The following is a 15,246-nucleotide window of genomic DNA, read 5'->3' on the forward strand; positions in this document are numbered from 1 at the left end:
AAAGGGTGCTGCTCAAATGTATGAGTCTTGATGAGGACTCAAGGGGTCCAGTCCATGTCAGATCGCCAGGCTGTTGCAACCCTTCACTCCCCGGATGCGGAACGACGGCGTCTTTGGAAGGCGGCTATCAAGTGGCCGATGTACTCCGTGGCGGTGATGCCCATGCTTCTGGCCCTGGGCTGGAGGATCGGCGCCGGCCTTCCGGTGCGTTGGGGACAGGCCATCGCATTTCTTGTGGCAGCCGTCTTGCTGCTGCTTTGGGAAAATCTCAGCAACGATCTATTCGATGCCGACACCGGGGTGGATGTTGAGGGCAAACCCCATTCCGTGGTGGCGTTGTTGGGACGACGACGGCCGGTCCGCCAGCTGGCGCATGGCGCCCTGGTGGCGGGATTGCTGTTGATGGCGGTGATCGCCTTGCGCAGCAGCGTCTGGGTGCTGGGCCTGGTGCTGCTGTGCTGCCTTCTGGGTTACCTCTATCAGGGTCCTCCCTTTCGTTTGGGATACCTCGGACTGGGTGAGCCCCTGTGCTGGATGGCCTTTGGTCCACTGGCCACTGCATCAGCTCTGATGGTGCTCACCCCGGTTCAGCCTGTCGCCGCGATGGCAACGGTGCCCTGGGCCTCAGCCCTGGCGCTCGGATCGGGTCCTGCGATCGCCACCACCCTGGTGCTGTTCTGCTCCCATTTCCATCAGGTGGAGACGGATGCTCGTCACGGCAAGCGCTCGCCCGTGGTGCGGATGGGAACGGCCCGCGCTGCGGCGCTCGTTCCCTGGTTCATTGCGGGCACCCTCGCTCTGGAATGGGTGCCGGTTCTGGATGGACATTGGCCGCTGACGGCCTTGCTGGGAGGCCTGGGCTTGCCTGCAGCTTCAGCTCTCATCCGTCTGCTGCGCGACCACCACCGGAATGCGGAGAGGATCGCCGGCAGCAAATTCCTGGCCCTGCGCTTCCAGGCGCTCAATGGGGTGGGGCTCAGCGTCGGCTTGGCGATCGGACCCCGGTTCGAGGCCGCTGTTCATCAGCTGATCTGAAGGCATGACTCTGCAGCTGGCGTTTCGTCCCTACGCCTTTGATCTGAGTCGGCCGCTTGTGACCTCCCGTGGGAGTTGGCAGAGGCGCCGAGGCTGGTTGCTTCGGATTGTTGATTCTGGTTCCGGATCGATGGGATGGGGGGAGGTGTCCCCGCTCGATCCTGGCGGCCAACATCGTTGTGAGCACGTCCTCAGCGCTTGGTCTCTGAACGTATGCCGCTCCCGTCAGGCACTGGAGGTGCTGCTGCCGTCCCTTCCCGCCGCCCTGGCCTTCGCAATCGGGGCCGCGCTGGCAGAGCTCGACGGTGTGGTGGGTGATGCCCACGCCAACGGTCAGCGTTGGCGCCCGCCGCCGCCATCGGCCCAACTGCTCCCCGCCGGCCATGCCATGCCCGCAGCGCTTGAGGCCCTGCTCGCGCAGCATGGGGAGGTTGCGGGCGAAGCGTGCAGGGTGGAGCCGCTCACGCTGAAGTGGAAAGTGGCAGCTGCCGAGCCGGCTTTGGAGTGGAGGCTGCTGAGCCTGCTCCTCCAGCATCTTCCCGACAAGGCCCGGCTGCGTCTGGATGCCAACGGCGGCTGGGATCGGGCCACCGCGGATCGTTGGGCCGATGCCGTCGCGGACGATCCGCGTTTGGATTGGCTGGAGCAACCACTGGCGGCCAACGATCTTGAGGGATTGTCGCGGTTAGGGGAGAGGGTCCCCGTTGCCTTGGATGAATCCCTGGACCTAAACCCCGAGCTTCGTGAGCACTGGCCGGGTTGGCAGGTGCGGCGGCCTGTGTTGGAGGGTGATCCGAGACCCTTGCTTCAGGATCTGCAGAGAGGACGACCAAAGCTGATGCTGAGCACGGCGTTTGAAACCGGCATCGGTGCTCGCTGGCTTGCTCTGCTCGCCCAGTTGCAACAGCAGGGCCCCACACCTGTCGCCCCCGGCTTCGCACCTGGCTGGACCCCTTCAGGACCGTTGTTCGCCTCCGAGCCTGAGCAGGTCTGGGCCCATGCGTCGGAGGCAATGCCATGACTTCAGCTGTCGCCGTTCTGTGCGACCCCCTTAGCCCTGAGGACACCGCGATCCGCCTGCAGGCGGCCTTGGGCAAGGGACAGTGGGTGCGGCTGCTCGGCCGTGATCCTTCGGCGGACCGGGGATCTGTGCCTCCGGAGGCTGTTCAGTGGCCAGAGGCTGTTGGCTGGCCAGAAGGGCCTGGGCTGGTCTTGTCCAGTGGTGGCAGCACCGGAGGTCGATCCTTCTGCCTGCATCCTGTCGGCAACTTGGAGCGCTCAGCCCAGGCAACCGCCCACTGGCTTCGCTGCATCAGCATCGACCCCACCACGGCCTTGGTCTGGAATCCCCTCCCGTTTCACCATGTGAGCGGACTCATGCCCTGGTGGCGTGCATGCCAGTGGGGCGCTGCCCACGTCTGGTTGGCACCTGCGCTGATGAAACACCCGGCTCGACTGCTGGAACGCAGCGTGCAACACCCTGCCTGGCGGCAGAAGCCGATGCTGCTGTCGTTGGTTCCCACCCAGCTGCGGCGTCTGCTGGTTCACCCACGCGGTCGTCGTTGGTTGCAAGCGATGGATGTGATCTGGGTTGGAGGGGCGAGCTTGCCGGAGGATCTGGCTGCCGCCTCTCGTCAGGCCGGCCTGAAGTTGGCTCCGTGTTACGGCGCAACGGAAACTGCCGCGATGGTGACGGCCCAACGTCCCAGGGATTTTCTGACTGGTGGTACGAGCTGTGGCCAGCCTCTCGAGGACGTTGATCTCCAGGTGGGTGCGGACGGAGCCCTGGCTGTTCGCTGTGATCGCTTGGCCTTGGCAAGGGTTGACCATTCCGGCGAGCTGCATCCGCTCTCCGATTCACAGGGCTGGTGGTGGAGCGGTGATCGGGCCCGGCTTTCCGAGACAGCTGTTCAGCCACACCTGCATGTGCTGGGGCGCCGGGATGGCGCGATCCTCTCGGGAGGCGTCACGGTGTATCCACCCCAGCTCGAGGAGCGGTTGATGGCTGCGGCTCGTTCAGCGTCACTGCCGCTTGGAGCAGTGCTGCTGTTGGCTGTGTCGGATCGCGAGTGGGGCGAGCGGCTGGTGGCCCTGGTGCGCTGGAGTGGGGCTGATGGGGATTCTGAGGTTGCGGCGAGGTGTCTCGGGGGATTGAGAGCCCTCGTGTCTGACTGGATGCCTGCGGAGCGTCCAATCGCTTGGCATGAATGCGATGAACTCGAGCCGACGGCTGCAGGAAAATGGGAGCGTGCGCGTTGGCAGGTCTGGCTCCGATCGCTAGAAGCGGGACAGACCAGGCCCTGTGATGACTACGCTCTCCGACACCGAGATCAGTAACAGGAAGCTTGCCTCGGGTTTGCTGGGCGTCTTTCTTGGATCCTTCGGCGCGCACAAATTTGTTCTTGGTTTCACTAACGCCGGCATCATCATGTTGGTGGTGACTATTGCCGGTGGCATGGTCACCTGTGGTGTCGCCTCGTTTGTGATGGGGGTGATTGGACTGATCGAGGGAATCATCTATCTCACAAAAACCCCCGAGGAATTCCGTGAGCTTTATATCGACGCTCGGAAGCAATGGTTTTGATCAAACCTGTTCCTTTGGGGCCCAAGCGTGGAGTCGCATTTTTTTTACCGGCGGCTGCCCTCAGTTGTGTGCTGTTTGCCTCCCAGTCTCTGGATGGTTTTCATCCTCTTGGTGTTCTCCTCAGCCTGGCCCCTCTGCAGGTGGTTGCACTTCTCTGGGTGCGGGCTTCAGAGGCCACTGATGCTTCCAAGGGAAGACGCTTCTAGCCATCGATCAATCGCTTCCGGAAGTGCGCACCGCCGTCGGGATGTGTTGCTGATCGCTAGCTGACGAATCGAGCCGTGGGCGACATCCTGGTCATCCAATTGGAAGCGATAATGCACTTCGAAGCTTCCTGGATCGAGCCGCTGGGGAACAACCAGAACCTGGAGATGATCACCGCCATGCACCGGCTTGAGAAAGTCGGCACGACAGTGCACCACCGGTAAGGCAATCTCCGGCCATCGCTCCTGGCCGCGGCAGCCTGGAAACACAGCATGGGCTTCAACGCCGTAACGCTCAAGGCTCTCCTCCCAGGCCTCGTGGCACCAACGCAAAAGCTGATGAAAATGCATCACACCAGCAGCGTCGGTGTCGCCGAAGCGCACCTTTTTTGACAATTTCAGCCAGCTGGAGGAATCAGCGATCAACGGATCCCATGATCACGTCGATCGAACCAAGGATCGCCATGATGTCGGCCACCTTGTGTCCCTTGAGGATGTGGGGAAGGATCTGCAGGTTGTTGCTGTCCGCGGCCCGAATCTTGAAACGCCAGGGAGTGACGTCGTTATTCCCTTGGATGAAAATCCCGATTTCCCCTTTGCCTGATTCCAGGCGGGTGTAAAGCTCACCGTTCGGAATCTTGAATGTGGGAGCCACTTTCTTGGCCACGTATTGGTAATCGAAACCGGCGAATTCGCTGTCTTTACCTTCGGCCATACGACGAGCTTCCACGTTTTCGGTGGGCCCACCGGGGATCATGTCGCAGGCTTGACGAAGAATCTTTAGGGATTGGCGCATCTCCTCAATGCGCACCCGATAACGGGCGAAGCAGTCGCCTTCCTTCTCCCAGGCCACATCCCAATCGAAATCGTCGTAGCACTCGTAATGGTCAACCTTGCGCAGGTCCCAGGGCACGCCTGACGCTCTGAGCATCGGCCCGGAGAGGCTCCAGTTGATGGCTTCATCCTTGCCGATTACACCCAGACCTTCAATACGGCGCCGGAAGATCGGGTTGTTGGTGATCAGCTTCTCGTATTCATCGATCTTCGGGCCGAACCAGTCGCAGAAATCACGACACTTCTCCAGCCAGCCCCAGGGGAGATCGGCGGCCACGCCCCCGATGCGGAAGTAATTGTTGTTGATCAGCCGCTGGCCGGTGGCGGCTTCCCAGAGGTCGTAGATCATCTCCCTTTCCCGGAAGATGTAGAAGAAGGGAGTCTGAGCGCCCACATCAGCCAGGAAGGGACCCAGCCAGAGCAGATGGTTGGCAATGCGGTTCAGTTCCAGCATCAGCACCCGGATGTAGCTGGCGCGCTTGGGCACTGGAATGTTGGCCAGTTTTTCCGGGGCGTTGACCACGACGGCCTCGTAGAACATCCCCGCCGCGTAGTCCATGCGGCTCACATAGGGCACGAACATCACGTTCGTGCGGTTCTCCGCGATCTTCTCCATGCCGCGGTGGAGATAGCCGATCACTGGCTCGCAATCGACGACGTCCTCGCCGTCAAGGGTCACCACCAGCCGCAACACCCCGTGCATGGAGGGGTGATGGGGGCCGAAGTTGACCACCATCGGCTCCGTGCGCGTTTCCAGCTGCGTCATGGGGCCGGTACAGAACATTCGTGTTGGGATCTTAGGAAGGACCCATGCCCGATCAGCTTCCCGAGACCGATTCAGCCTTTCAGCATGTGCCGGTGCTGGCCGATGTTCTGTTGAAGACGTTGGACCAGGAGCCCAGTGACCACTGGCAGTCTGGCCTGGTTGTGGATGCCACCCTGGGCGGAGGCGGGCACAGCAGTCTGTTGCTGGACCGTTATCCAGGGTTGCGCTTGATCGGGCTCGACCAGGACGCCACAGCGAGAGCGGCGGCCGCAGCGCGTCTCCGCCCCTGGCAGGAACGGGTCACCATCGTGGCCACCAACTTTGCTGATTACAGCCCTCCTGGGTCGGCATCCCTGGTTCTGGCGGACCTTGGCGTCAGCAGTCCCCAGCTCGATGTGGCGCAGCGGGGGTTCAGTTTTCGCCTCGATGGTCCCCTCGACATGCGCATGAATCCGGAGGGTGGGGGTGAGACGGCGGCGCAGTTGATCGAACGCTTGAAGGAATCCGACCTGGCTGACCTGATCTACGCCTATGGCGAGGAACGCCTGTCTCGCCGGATCGCACGCCGGATCAAGGCGGATCTGGCGGTGCAGGGGACCTATTCAGGGACTGCCGCGCTTGCCTACGCGATCGCCGGTTGCTACCCACCCAAGGCCCGACGTGGGCGGATCCACCCGGCGACGCGTACGTTTCAGGCCCTGCGCATTGCCGTGAATCACGAGCTGGCAGCGCTCGATCGCTTGCTTGAGCAGTCCCCGGACTGGCTTCAGCCTGGCGGGATGCTGGCGATCATCAGCTTTCATTCTCTTGAAGATCGGCGCGTCAAGACAGCTTTTTTGCAGGATGAACGGTTGGAACGCATCACCCGCCGACCGCTGACGGCCTCTGAAGATGAACAGGAAAGAAATGCACGAAGCCGCAGCGCCAAGTTGCGCATTGCCAGGCGTCGATCAGCTTCAGTCGACAGTTCAGAGCGTGGTTGAAGCGTCGCTTCTGAGCAAGCCAGTGTGATCGGTTGTTCCGAAGAGCTGGCGGTAAGCCGCCGTTGTGATGCAGGCCACCACCGGGGCGGCCACCAGAAGGCCCACTCCGCAGAGAATCGTGCCGATCACGATGATCACAGCATCGACGATCAACAGCAGCACCACCCACCACCAAGATGGATCAACGGCATCACGGCCGCGCTGAATGGTTTCAAAAGGTCTGTGCTGTTCGAGTAGGGCCACATAGGGCAAGAACATCTGGTTCACCGAGAGATAGATGAACAGAACCAGCGTGATGATTCCTGGGAGCCAGATCAATGCTTCATTGAGTTGGCCAAGTCCGAAGGCCACACCCAGTCCCACGGCCAGAATGACTAAAAACACAATATTCAGCGCGATCGAACGCACGAACAGCCGACCAGCTGCGGAACCATCCCAGCGAGAAAAATCTAAAAAGTCAGGTTTTGTTCCCTCAAGGGCAATCCATGATCCGCGCACCATGCCAATCACTCCCCAAAGGTTGATCAATACCGATCCAATCACTCCTGTGATGGTCAAGAGAATGACGATTGGTCCTTCGATGTATGTACTGGGCGCATTGGCGACCAGCTGAAAGATCACTGAAAGAATGCCAACAAGCAGAGTGAAAAGGATGAAAGACCAAGGGGCTTTCGTGAACGCACTCCAGCCGTCTTCAACAGCTCGAAGAACGTGAAGCCGTCCATTGCTGGGTGCTGTTGTCATGGAACAGGCTTCTCAATTGTTCGGAAGGTAACCGTTTTGACGGATTTTTCCAGGTTTTGTGATGTGTTCAAACGCTTGGCTTGCTCATTGGCTCCCGTCTAGCTGGGAGATGCATGCTGCAATCACCTCCACAGCGCGATTGATGTCTGTGGCTGTTGTGGTTCGACCCAGGCTCAAACGTAAGGAGGCTTCCGCTTCAACTCGACTGCGACCGATCGCCTGCAGGACGTGGGACGGTTTCCCTCTGCTGCAAGCGGAGCCGCTGCTGCAGGCCAGAGAGCGCTTGAGGCATCGATGCAAACGGTTGCCCGAGACATCCGGGACGGTGATGTTGAGGTTGTGGGCTAGTCGAGGCTGATGAGCTCCATTCATCAGCAGCTGGGGATGGCGTGATTTCAGGCCCCTCCACAGCTGGTTTGTGAGAACGCTGAGCTGGTGCTGCCGGGTCTCCAGGTCGGCATGCGCGAGGTCCGCCGCTGCAGCGAAGCCCACGATCAGAGGCACGGGCAAGGTTCCCGGCCTGAGCTCCTGTTCCTGGCTGCCTCCCCAAAGCAGAGGCTGGATCGAGACTCCTCGGCGTTTCACCAGCGCGCCGATTCCCTTGGGGCCATTCAGCTTGTGGGCACTGAGGCTGATGAGATCGCAACCCAGATCCGACCGGATCAGTCGCACGTGCCCAAAGGCCTGGGCCGCATCGGTGTGCAAAGTGATGCCCCTGCTCTTGCAGACGTCCGAAAGCGCTTGCAATGGCTGGATCACTCCAATCTCGTTGTTGGCTGCCATCACGCTCACCAGCTGCGTGTCGTCGCGAAGCACGCCGCTCAAGGCATTTGCATTGATGAGGCCGTTGTCCTGTGGACGCAGCACAGTCAGTTCGAAGCCTTCGCGCTGGAGCTGATGCATGGGATCCAGTACAGCGTGATGCTCCGTAGCCACGGTGATCACATGGCCGCAGTGCCCTTCCGCCTTGGCACGGGCGCGGGCATGGCCCAGTAGAGCGAGGTTGTTGGCTTCCGTCGCCCCGCTGGTGAAGATCAGCTCGTCATCCTCCACTCCAAGATGGGAGGCCAGCCTGTGGCGCGCTGAAGCCACGGCAGCTGCTGCGGTGAGTCCCAGTCGGTGTTGCCGGCTTGAAGCATTTCCCCATTCCTGCTGCCACCAAGGCTCCATCGCCTGCACCACTAGGGGATGGCAGGGAGTTGTGGCCTGATGGTCCAGCTGGATCAGGTCGCCTGGGATCAAATCGTCAGTGGTTGTTGGCAGCATGGTGGGACGTTGTGATCGATGCGATGCGTCCCCTTCGGCTGGTCTCCATTTTGGGCCTATTGGCCGTGTCTGCCGTACAACCCTTGATGGCTGAGGGGATTAGCCGGGACGAGATCCTTGAACAGATGAAATCCATGCGTCCCTTGGATCTTGTCGTCCTTAAAGGCAAGGATGTGGGCGATGACTACACCCTGGGGATTTTTGCGATCAAACGCGATCCGTCCAATCCAGAGCTGCGCCAATTCAAGTTGTGGCAGGAATACTCCGACAACCTCTTGATTCCCAGTGAGTCGGTCGACTGCAGTGCCGAGGAGCCGGTACGGGTCACGCGTGATAAAGAAGCGATTTACATCCGCAAACTCAATCCCGGTGGCCCGGTGCGCGCCACAGCCAGGGAAGATCATCTGGTGTGGTGGGCGGCCTGCCATCCCGAACTGGCAGGACAGGATCCTGTTTCCTTGACCGATAAGGCCAGAGAACTCGGTTATTCCACTCTGCTGATCGAATCCCAGGAGGTGCTGCGGTTACCTGGGGGCTGACCCACTTAGATTCCGCCCAGACTCGTACAGGTCATGACTGCTTCAGTGCCCGAGCAGCCACCCGTTCGTCTGTTGCTGGTGGACGACGAACCCGGTCTGCGTTCCGCCGTTCAGGCCTACCTCGAGGACGAAGGTTTCGAGGTGACCACGGCTGTGGATGGTGAGGAGGGATTCAGCAAAGCCCAGCAGATGCTGCCGGATGTGGTGATCACCGATGTCATGATGCCCCGCCTTGATGGTTATGGGCTGCTCACGCGCTTGCGGGCTGATGAACGGCTGGGAGGCACACCGGTGATTTTCCTGACGGCCAAGGGAATGACCGCTGACCGCACGCAGGGGTATCTCGCAGGAGTTGACGATTACATTCCCAAGCCCTTTGACCCCGATGAATTGGTCGCGCGGGTTCGCAACGTGGCTCAACGCCAGCAGCGACTGCTCCAGGAGGCAGCACGTTTTGCTGATGCTGATATGGGGCAAATGGCGAAGCAAATCACCGAAATCCGTTCGCTGCTGGCCCAGGCGGAGGCGCTTCCTGCGCAGGAACCCGTGCAGCACAGCTTCACACCACGCGAGAGCAGTGTTCTTCAGTTAGTCGCCGAAGGATTGATGAATAAGGAAATCGCCAGGCAGCTGGAAACGTCGATCCGTAACGTTGAGAAATACGTGAGTCGTCTGTTCATCAAAACCGGCACCTCCAGTCGCACAGAGCTGGTGCGCTACGCCCTGCAGCATCGCCTGGTGGAGTGAAGGGCTGGCGACCAGCCGCATTGAATCAGGGCTGGACCTATTCGGATCGAATGGATAGGTCCGAGTCGGGTCGGATGTTGAGTGCAGTGATGGCCAGCCGGTATGGCCACTCGCCCAGGGACGTTTGGGACAGCCGGATCCGCTCCGGTGAATTGCTTCTCAATGGACAGTCACTTCAGAACGATGTGCCTGTGGGTTCAAGGGATGTCGTGCAATGGCGACGACCTCCATGGCTTGAGCCTGCGATCCCGGATCAGTGGTCCGTCGTCTACGACGATGGTGACGTGCTGGTCATTAACAAGCCCTCAGGTTTACCGGTGATGCCTGGCGGCGGATTTCTGCAGCACACCCTCTCGGCCTTGTTGATGGAGGCCAGTCGATCGGCTGGCGCCAGCCAGGTTCCCAAGCCGGTGCATCGTTTGGGACGGTTCACGTCAGGGCTTCAGGTGTGTGCACGCCGACCGCAAACGCGGGCCGAGCTTTCCCGGCAGTTCCGGCCGGAGGGTGGTTGCCGGAAGACCTATCTGGCCTGGGCCAACCCAGTGAAGGGGTTGCGTGCGGACCAGCCGCTGGTGGTGACCACCGATGTGGTGGAGCGTGTTCATCCGCTCCTGGGATGGGTCTGGGGGCCTGATCCTTTCGACGGCGAGCCTCTGCGAAGGCGCCTGCATGCCCGCAGTGAGCTTCGCCTTCTGAAGCGCTGTGATCAAGGCGATCTTGTGGAGGTGGCCATCAGCACCGGACGCCCGCATCAGATTCGCATTCACTTGGCTCAGTTGGGGTCACCCTTGCTCGGGGATCCGCTGTACCTGCCGCAGCAACGGATCAATGCTGCCGCTGTCCCTGGGGATGGTGGCTATCGGCTGCATGCCCACACACTCGCATTGGAGAACGGCCTGCATCTCAGCTGCGTAGCCGGGTCTGGGTTTGCCCCGGGTGAACTGCTGCTGGCCGCGAGTCAAGAGTTGTAAGGCTATTGGTCGTGCGTTGCTCACTGTCTGTTGTTGCTTTGAGTTCACTCCTCTTGGCTGCTGGGTGCGCAACGGGGAAAAGAGAAGTGTCGCAAAAGGGAAACGTTGTGTTTAAAAAATGGGAATCTGCAGGTCTGTTTGCTGGCACATCTTCAAGCTGATGCTGCCCAGATGTAGGTCATGACAAACGCTGGGACCATGAATTTGGCAATCAGCGACATCATTCCCGTGAAGCACTAAGCCCCTGTCGCTGAGTTCAAGCTGTTCAATCGCTTCGGCTCCTGATCATTCTTTCTTGCGAAATTCGATCAGTCTCGAGAAATAAAACGGTGCCTTGTTCAGGCTCCGTCGAACAGGCTCGTAGCCACAGGCCATCGCAGCCTTGACGATGCCTTCCTCTTTCAGGGTGTAAGCACGGGTTGTCTTGCTGGGGCCTGGAAACAACTGGCCGATGCTCTTCAGGAGCGCCAGCAGTGGGGTGTAAGGGGCGAAGCTCACCAACAGCCGTTGCTCGCTGAGGCTGCAGAGGTGTTTCACCATCTCTTCAGCGGCTGCCTGGGGGTAATGGATGAAGACATCCAGGCAGCACACCGTGTGGAAGGCGCCGCTCAGGCTTTCCAGGTCACTGGCGAAGAAGTTGAGTTTGGTCATGTCGAGGCCGGCCTCGCGGGCCCGGCGTTCCGCTTCCTGGGCCATTGCTTCGGAGATGTCGCTGGCGCTGATCGAGCCTGCGCCCATCGCCGCCAAGGGCAGGCTGAGACTGCCTACACCGCATCCAGCGTCACAGAAGCTCACGTCGCTGAATTCGCCGCTGTCTTTGATCCAGGCCAGCACTTCATCCACGGTTTTCTGATGGCCGATGCGGATGTTGCGCTGCACCTTGTTCACGTCGTCGGATTCGCTGTAGATGCGATTCCAGCGATCGAAGCCTGTGGTTTCGAAATACCCCTTCACCTCCTGCTTCTCGGCCAGCTTGTCCTTCAGCTGCTGTTCAGGGGTCATCGGCTTGGTGGTGCGTCGGCGGGATCTTAAGCAGCTTCACGCCAGGCAAGGGATGCCCCCGCTTCGCTCAGGTCCCAGCGCAGCAGATGGTCAATGGGTTGCCCCACCAGCCCCTCAACGCTGTGATCCATGCCGATGACCCGTCTCGGTGCCATCGTCGCGGCCCAGATTGCCCCATCCGCATCGCCGCTCCAGAGGGCGAGCCGGCAACAGCCGGCCAGCAGGGGCAGGGTCACGCCCGCGAGGGTTCCGTCGTCCAGTCGGCAGGTTCCGTCTTGCACGTGCAGCACGCGCTCGTCCCAGCGGTGCTCACCATCCGCCAACCCATAGGGCGCGAGTGCATCACTCACCAGCACGATCTGATCGCCGGCCATGCGTTGCAGCAACACCGCGATGGTGGGATGCACGTGAACGCCATCGGCGATCAGGCCCAGGGCAATGCCGCCGCGACGGCAGGCCTCCCCCACGGGGCCAGGCGCCCGGTGATGCAGGCCAGGCATGGCGTTGAACGCATGGGTCAGCATGCTGACCCCCTGATCGAAGGCTGCAGCGGCCTGGCCGGCGGTGGCTGTGCTGTGGCCCAGGGCCACGGTGATCCCGAGGGTGGTCAGATGGCTGATCATGCGATCTGCCCCGGGTTGTTCCGGGGCGAGCGTCACCAGGCTGATCTCGGTTTCAAATCCGGCGATCCGTCTCTCCAGCTCCGTAAGGCTGGGTTGGACAATGTGTTCGCTTGGGTGAGCGCCCCGGCGCTCTGTTGCTAGGAAAGGACCCTCCAGGTGCGCTCCCAGCAGGCGGCAGCGGCCCGGTTTGTGCAGGCTCCTGGCTTGGCGCAGCACGGAGAGTGCGCGGCGCAGGGGGTCGACGCCACAGGTGACCAGGGTCGGGGCGATGGCCTCGACACCATCACGCCACAACTGCTCGAGAAGCTGCAGCAGTCGGGGGAGATCGTCGACGCAGAGTTCAGGGAAGGCAAGACCAAGCCCACCGTTGATCTGCAGGTCAATCCCCCGTGGACTGAGCCAGTCTCCGTTCCAGCTCTCTCCTGCCATGGCCGCCATCGCTGGCATGGGACCGATCTCGGTGATCACGCCTTGTTCATTCAGAATCAGCCAGTGCAGGTCCTGGTTTGGTGTTGACCCAGGGCATTGAGGCAGTCGCACGTGGGTGATCCGGCGCATGCGGGCGGTCTGGTGCGGGACGATGGAAGTCTCGCCTTCCCTGCGCGTTTTGCCTGTTGCCATGACGCCTTCCGATCCAGTTCAGTCACCGATGTCACCGCAGGTGGCCGTGATCATGGGCAGTGATTCCGATCTCCCCACCCTTCATCCGGCGGTTGAGGTTCTGGAGACGCTGAACGTTGCTGTGGAGGTGCGCGTGTTGTCGGCCCATCGCACACCCCTGGAGATGGTGGACTTTGCCCGTGAGGCCCGTAACCGCGGTCTGCAGGTGATCGTGGCCGGTGCCGGCGGCGCCGCTCACTTGCCAGGAATGGTGGCGTCTCTCACCACCTTGCCGGTGATCGGCGTGCCGGTGCGCAGCAGGGCCCTGTCCGGTGTGGACTCCCTCCATTCGATTGTGCAGATGCCGGGTGGCATTCCCGTGGCCACGGTTGCCATCGGGGGCGGGCTGAATGCTGGGTTGCTGGCGGCGCAGATCCTGGCGCTCCAAGACCACGCCTTGTCGGAGCGTCTCGGGGCTTATCGACGTCAGCTTCACGACGCCGTGACCGCGAAGGATCAACGCCTGGTCGAGCTCGGGTCTGCGGCCTATCTCGACGCCATGGCCACCGATCGCTGACAGAGGTATGGATTGTGGACTTTCGCGGTCACAATTCCCAAAACAGACAACGGCCCATGAATGGTCCAGGCTGGATCCGCTGGAGCCTGGCATTGCCCTTGCTCACGCTGAATCTGTTTGTGTTGCGGCAGCTCACGGTTCCGTTGGCTCCGTTTCCCGGCCTTTTTCTCACGGCGGCACTGATCGCTTTTCTGCTCGATATTCCCTGCGTTTGGCTCACCGGCCGCGGCCTGCCCCGGTGGATGGCGATCGTGATGGTGACTCTGGTCACCATCAGTGCGTTGGTGTTCGCGGGGATCACCCTGGTTCCTCTGTTGATCGATCAGCTCGGGCAGCTCATCAATGCCTTGCCTGGCCTGCTCAGCGAGGCCGAGGGCTGGATCACAAGCCTTCAATCCTTGGCTGATGCGAGGGGATTGCCCAGTGAATTCGGTGATCTGAGCAGTGATCTCCTCACCCGAGCCGGTCGGGTGGCCAGCCAGATCAGCCAGAGGCTGCTCGGCATCCTTGGGGCAACCCTGGGAACCACCATCAACACCGTGATTGTGTTGGTGTTGGCGGTGTTCTTCCTGCTGGGTGGCCGCTCGATCGCGGCTGGCCTGGCCCGATGGCTTCCCACGGATTGGCGTGAACTGGTGACCAGCACGCTCTCACGCACATTCCGGGGATATTTTGCCGGTCAGGTCCTGCTGGCTTTGATCCTGGCGGTTGGGCAGATCGTCGTTTTCACTGTGCTCAAAATTCCCTATGGAGTTCTCTTCGCCGTTCTGATCGGATTCACCACACTGATTCCCTACGCAAGCGCCCTCACGATCATCGCGGTCAGCGGACTTCTTGCCTTTCAGGATCCCAAGACAGGGCTTGAGATCTTAGTGGCGGCGATCCTTGTCGGACAATTGGTGGATCAGGTGATCCAACCCCGGTTGATGGGCAGCATCGTGGGTCTCCAGCCGGCCTGGTTGCTGATCGCCCTTCCCATCGGCGCCAAGGCAGGAGAGCTCTATGGCTTCGGCGAGCTTCTGGGTTTGCTGCTGGCTGTTCCCGTGGCCAGTTGCCTCAAAACATTGGTGGATGCCTGGGCAGAGCGTCAAGGCATCCCGGCCAGTGGTGACCTGATCAGGCCTGAGCGGGGATGATTCCCTGGCTGACCAATGCGTCGACGACCTCATTCACGCAGCTCTCGAGATCACCGGCTCCGGTGTCGACGGAGAGTTCGGGATCTGAAGGAGCTTCGTATGGGCTGGAAATTCCCGTGAACTCTTTGATTTCGCCTGCTCTTGCCTTGGCGTAAAGGCCCTTGGTGTCGCGTTCTTCGCAGACGCTTAGGTCAGCAGAGCAGAAGATCTCGAGAAAGTCACCGTCCTCCACCAAGGCTCTGGCCTTATCGCGATCAGCTCGGAAGGGGGAGACAAAAGCAGTGAGAACAATCACGCCAGAATCCAAGAAGAGCTTGGCTACTTCACCGATGCGGCGGATGTTTTCTTCGCGGTCTGCGTCTGAGAAGCCCAGGTCTTTGCAGAGGCCATGTCGGATGTTGTCTCCATCCAGCACATAGGTGGCTAACCCGCGTTCAAACAGGGCCTGATTCACCGCATTGGCCAAGGTGCTTTTCCCGGCTCCGCTCAATCCCGTGAACCAGAGGATGGCACTGCGATGTCCGCGCTGTTCAGCTCGGGCGTTGCGGTCAACAGAGGCGTGGTGCCAGGCGATGTTGGTGGAAGCGCCTTGGTTGGTGAGTTGACCGTAGGTGGGTGTTGAGGGCATGACGCAGC

The 15,246-nt window shown here is 60.9% G+C and carries 17 protein-coding genes; 10 read left to right on the forward strand and 7 right to left on the reverse strand.

The annotated features are described in order from the left end of the window. The first annotated feature begins 54 nt into the window (after positions 1-54). The 4 genes from menA to WH7805_RS10060 are packed head-to-tail and all read left to right on the forward strand — an operon-like array spanning position 55 to position 3,619. Complete coding sequence (menA, locus tag WH7805_RS10045) at positions 55-1,035, forward strand: 2-carboxy-1,4-naphthoquinone phytyltransferase (protein ID WP_006042969.1); 981 nt, start codon at positions 55-57, stop codon at positions 1,033-1,035. 4 nt (positions 1,036-1,039) lie between these two features. Next, positions 1,040-2,056 carry an o-succinylbenzoate synthase gene (menC, locus tag WH7805_RS10050; protein WP_006042970.1) on the forward strand — a complete coding sequence of 339 codons (1,017 nt, stop codon included), beginning with the start codon at positions 1,040-1,042 and terminating at the stop codon, positions 2,054-2,056. After that, positions 2,053-3,372, forward strand: a complete 1,320-nt coding sequence (locus WH7805_RS10055) for an AMP-binding protein (RefSeq protein ID WP_006042971.1) — start codon at positions 2,053-2,055, stop codon at positions 3,370-3,372. The genes menC and WH7805_RS10055 overlap by 4 nt, the downstream gene beginning before the upstream one ends. Continuing rightward, positions 3,341-3,619 carry a TM2 domain-containing protein gene (locus tag WH7805_RS10060; protein WP_006042972.1) on the forward strand — a complete coding sequence of 93 codons (279 nt, stop codon included), beginning with the start codon at positions 3,341-3,343 and terminating at the stop codon, positions 3,617-3,619. Before WH7805_RS10055 ends, WH7805_RS10060 begins: the two co-directional genes overlap by 32 nt. Before the next feature lie 167 nt (positions 3,620-3,786). Here WH7805_RS10060 and WH7805_RS10070 read toward each other — a convergent pair whose 3' ends face one another. Both WH7805_RS10070 and WH7805_RS10075 read right to left on the reverse strand, forming a co-directional pair. Next, entirely contained in the window at positions 3,787-4,248 is a 462-nt protein-coding gene (locus tag WH7805_RS10070) for a thioesterase family protein (RefSeq protein WP_006042974.1), read from the reverse strand. Beyond that, positions 4,238-5,422, reverse strand: coding sequence for an NAD(P)H-quinone oxidoreductase subunit H (locus WH7805_RS10075; RefSeq protein WP_006042975.1), 1,185 nt, complete (start codon positions 5,420-5,422; stop codon positions 4,238-4,240). The genes WH7805_RS10070 and WH7805_RS10075 overlap by 11 nt, the downstream gene beginning before the upstream one ends. 44 nt (positions 5,423-5,466) lie before the next feature. On the opposite strand from WH7805_RS10075, the gene rsmH reads away from it, so the two are divergent. After that, on the forward strand, positions 5,467-6,405 hold the full coding sequence (gene rsmH / locus WH7805_RS10080; RefSeq protein WP_006042976.1) for a 16S rRNA (cytosine(1402)-N(4))-methyltransferase RsmH: 939 nt from the start codon (positions 5,467-5,469) through the stop codon (positions 6,403-6,405). Here rsmH and WH7805_RS10085 read toward each other — a convergent pair. After that, the gene (locus tag WH7805_RS10085) at positions 6,391-7,149 is read right to left on the reverse strand and encodes a hypothetical protein (protein ID WP_006042977.1); all 759 of its coding nucleotides are present in this window, start codon (positions 7,147-7,149) and stop codon (positions 6,391-6,393) included. The genes rsmH and WH7805_RS10085 overlap by 15 nt on opposite strands. Positions 7,150-7,233: 84 nt before the next feature. Further along, complete coding sequence (locus tag WH7805_RS10090; protein WP_006042978.1) at positions 7,234-8,415, reverse strand: cysteine desulfurase family protein; 1,182 nt, start codon at positions 8,413-8,415, stop codon at positions 7,234-7,236. A gap of 23 nt (positions 8,416-8,438) precedes the next feature. Between WH7805_RS10090 and WH7805_RS10095 the strand changes: the two genes are divergently transcribed. Genes WH7805_RS10095 through WH7805_RS10105 form a run of 3 tightly spaced genes read left to right on the forward strand, consistent with a single transcriptional unit; the run spans position 8,439 to position 10,672 of the window. Then, positions 8,439-8,954: a hypothetical protein gene (locus WH7805_RS10095; RefSeq protein WP_006042979.1), complete on the forward strand. Its 516-nt coding sequence runs from the start codon at positions 8,439-8,441 to the stop codon at positions 8,952-8,954. A 33-nt stretch (positions 8,955-8,987) separates the two neighbouring features. Beyond that, positions 8,988-9,701, forward strand: a complete 714-nt coding sequence (locus WH7805_RS10100; RefSeq protein WP_006042980.1) for a response regulator transcription factor — start codon at positions 8,988-8,990, stop codon at positions 9,699-9,701. A 50-nt stretch (positions 9,702-9,751) separates the two neighbouring features. Continuing rightward, positions 9,752-10,672 carry an RNA pseudouridine synthase gene (locus WH7805_RS10105; RefSeq protein WP_232198993.1) on the forward strand — a complete coding sequence of 307 codons (921 nt, stop codon included), beginning with the start codon at positions 9,752-9,754 and terminating at the stop codon, positions 10,670-10,672. Between the two features lie 285 nt (positions 10,673-10,957). On the opposite strand, the gene bchM is transcribed toward WH7805_RS10105, so the two are convergent. Both bchM and WH7805_RS10115 read right to left on the reverse strand, forming a co-directional pair. Further along, positions 10,958-11,674 (reverse strand): magnesium protoporphyrin IX methyltransferase, encoded by a 717-nt coding sequence (gene bchM, locus WH7805_RS10110; protein ID WP_006042982.1) that lies wholly within the window; start codon positions 11,672-11,674, stop codon positions 10,958-10,960. Positions 11,675-11,700: 26 nt separating this feature from the next. Further along, positions 11,701-12,855: an N-acetylglucosamine-6-phosphate deacetylase gene (locus tag WH7805_RS10115; protein ID WP_038005367.1), complete on the reverse strand. Its 1,155-nt coding sequence runs from the start codon at positions 12,853-12,855 to the stop codon at positions 11,701-11,703. Between the two features lie 61 nt (positions 12,856-12,916). On the opposite strand from WH7805_RS10115, the gene purE reads away from it, so the two are divergent. Together purE and WH7805_RS10125 are read left to right on the forward strand one after the other, a co-directional pair. Continuing rightward, positions 12,917-13,474 carry a 5-(carboxyamino)imidazole ribonucleotide mutase gene (gene purE / locus WH7805_RS10120; protein ID WP_006042984.1) on the forward strand — a complete coding sequence of 186 codons (558 nt, stop codon included), beginning with the start codon at positions 12,917-12,919 and terminating at the stop codon, positions 13,472-13,474. Positions 13,475-13,530: 56 nt separating this feature from the next. Next, complete coding sequence (locus tag WH7805_RS10125; protein ID WP_006042985.1) at positions 13,531-14,610, forward strand: AI-2E family transporter; 1,080 nt, start codon at positions 13,531-13,533, stop codon at positions 14,608-14,610. Here the strand turns inward: WH7805_RS10125 and cysC are convergent. Then, positions 14,591-15,238: an adenylyl-sulfate kinase gene (gene cysC, locus WH7805_RS10130; RefSeq protein WP_006042986.1), complete on the reverse strand. Its 648-nt coding sequence runs from the start codon at positions 15,236-15,238 to the stop codon at positions 14,591-14,593. The two genes, WH7805_RS10125 and cysC, sit on opposite strands and share 20 nt — an antisense overlap. Positions 15,239-15,246: the final 8 nt, after the last annotated feature.

The organism is Synechococcus sp. WH 7805 (assembly GCF_000153285.1).
In the GTDB taxonomy this organism is placed as follows: domain Bacteria; phylum Cyanobacteriota; class Cyanobacteriia; order PCC-6307; family Cyanobiaceae; genus Synechococcus_C.

Coding starts and splice junctions, on each gene's coding strand:
- menA (WP_006042969.1), top strand. CDS start 55: ATGTCAGATCGCCAGGCTGTTGCAACCCTTCACTCCCCGGATGCGGAA.
- menC (WP_006042970.1), top strand. CDS start 1,040: ATGACTCTGCAGCTGGCGTTTCGTCCCTACGCCTTTGATCTGAGTCGG.
- WH7805_RS10055 (WP_006042971.1), top strand. CDS start 2,053: ATGACTTCAGCTGTCGCCGTTCTGTGCGACCCCCTTAGCCCTGAGGAC.
- WH7805_RS10060 (WP_006042972.1), top strand. CDS start 3,341: ATGACTACGCTCTCCGACACCGAGATCAGTAACAGGAAGCTTGCCTCG.
- WH7805_RS10075 (WP_006042975.1), bottom strand. CDS start 5,422: ATGACGCAGCTGGAAACGCGCACGGAGCCGATGGTGGTCAACTTCGGC.
- rsmH (WP_006042976.1), top strand. CDS start 5,467: ATGCCCGATCAGCTTCCCGAGACCGATTCAGCCTTTCAGCATGTGCCG.
- WH7805_RS10085 (WP_006042977.1), bottom strand. CDS start 7,149: ATGACAACAGCACCCAGCAATGGACGGCTTCACGTTCTTCGAGCTGTT.
- WH7805_RS10090 (WP_006042978.1), bottom strand. CDS start 8,415: ATGCTGCCAACAACCACTGACGATTTGATCCCAGGCGACCTGATCCAG.
- WH7805_RS10095 (WP_006042979.1), top strand. CDS start 8,439: ATGCGTCCCCTTCGGCTGGTCTCCATTTTGGGCCTATTGGCCGTGTCT.
- WH7805_RS10100 (WP_006042980.1), top strand. CDS start 8,988: ATGACTGCTTCAGTGCCCGAGCAGCCACCCGTTCGTCTGTTGCTGGTG.
- WH7805_RS10105 (WP_232198993.1), top strand. CDS start 9,752: ATGGATAGGTCCGAGTCGGGTCGGATGTTGAGTGCAGTGATGGCCAGC.
- bchM (WP_006042982.1), bottom strand. CDS start 11,674: ATGACCCCTGAACAGCAGCTGAAGGACAAGCTGGCCGAGAAGCAGGAG.
- WH7805_RS10115 (WP_038005367.1), bottom strand. CDS start 12,855: ATGCGCCGGATCACCCACGTGCGACTGCCTCAATGCCCTGGGTCAACA.
- purE (WP_006042984.1), top strand. CDS start 12,917: ATGACGCCTTCCGATCCAGTTCAGTCACCGATGTCACCGCAGGTGGCC.
- WH7805_RS10125 (WP_006042985.1), top strand. CDS start 13,531: ATGAATGGTCCAGGCTGGATCCGCTGGAGCCTGGCATTGCCCTTGCTC.
- cysC (WP_006042986.1), bottom strand. CDS start 15,238: ATGCCCTCAACACCCACCTACGGTCAACTCACCAACCAAGGCGCTTCC.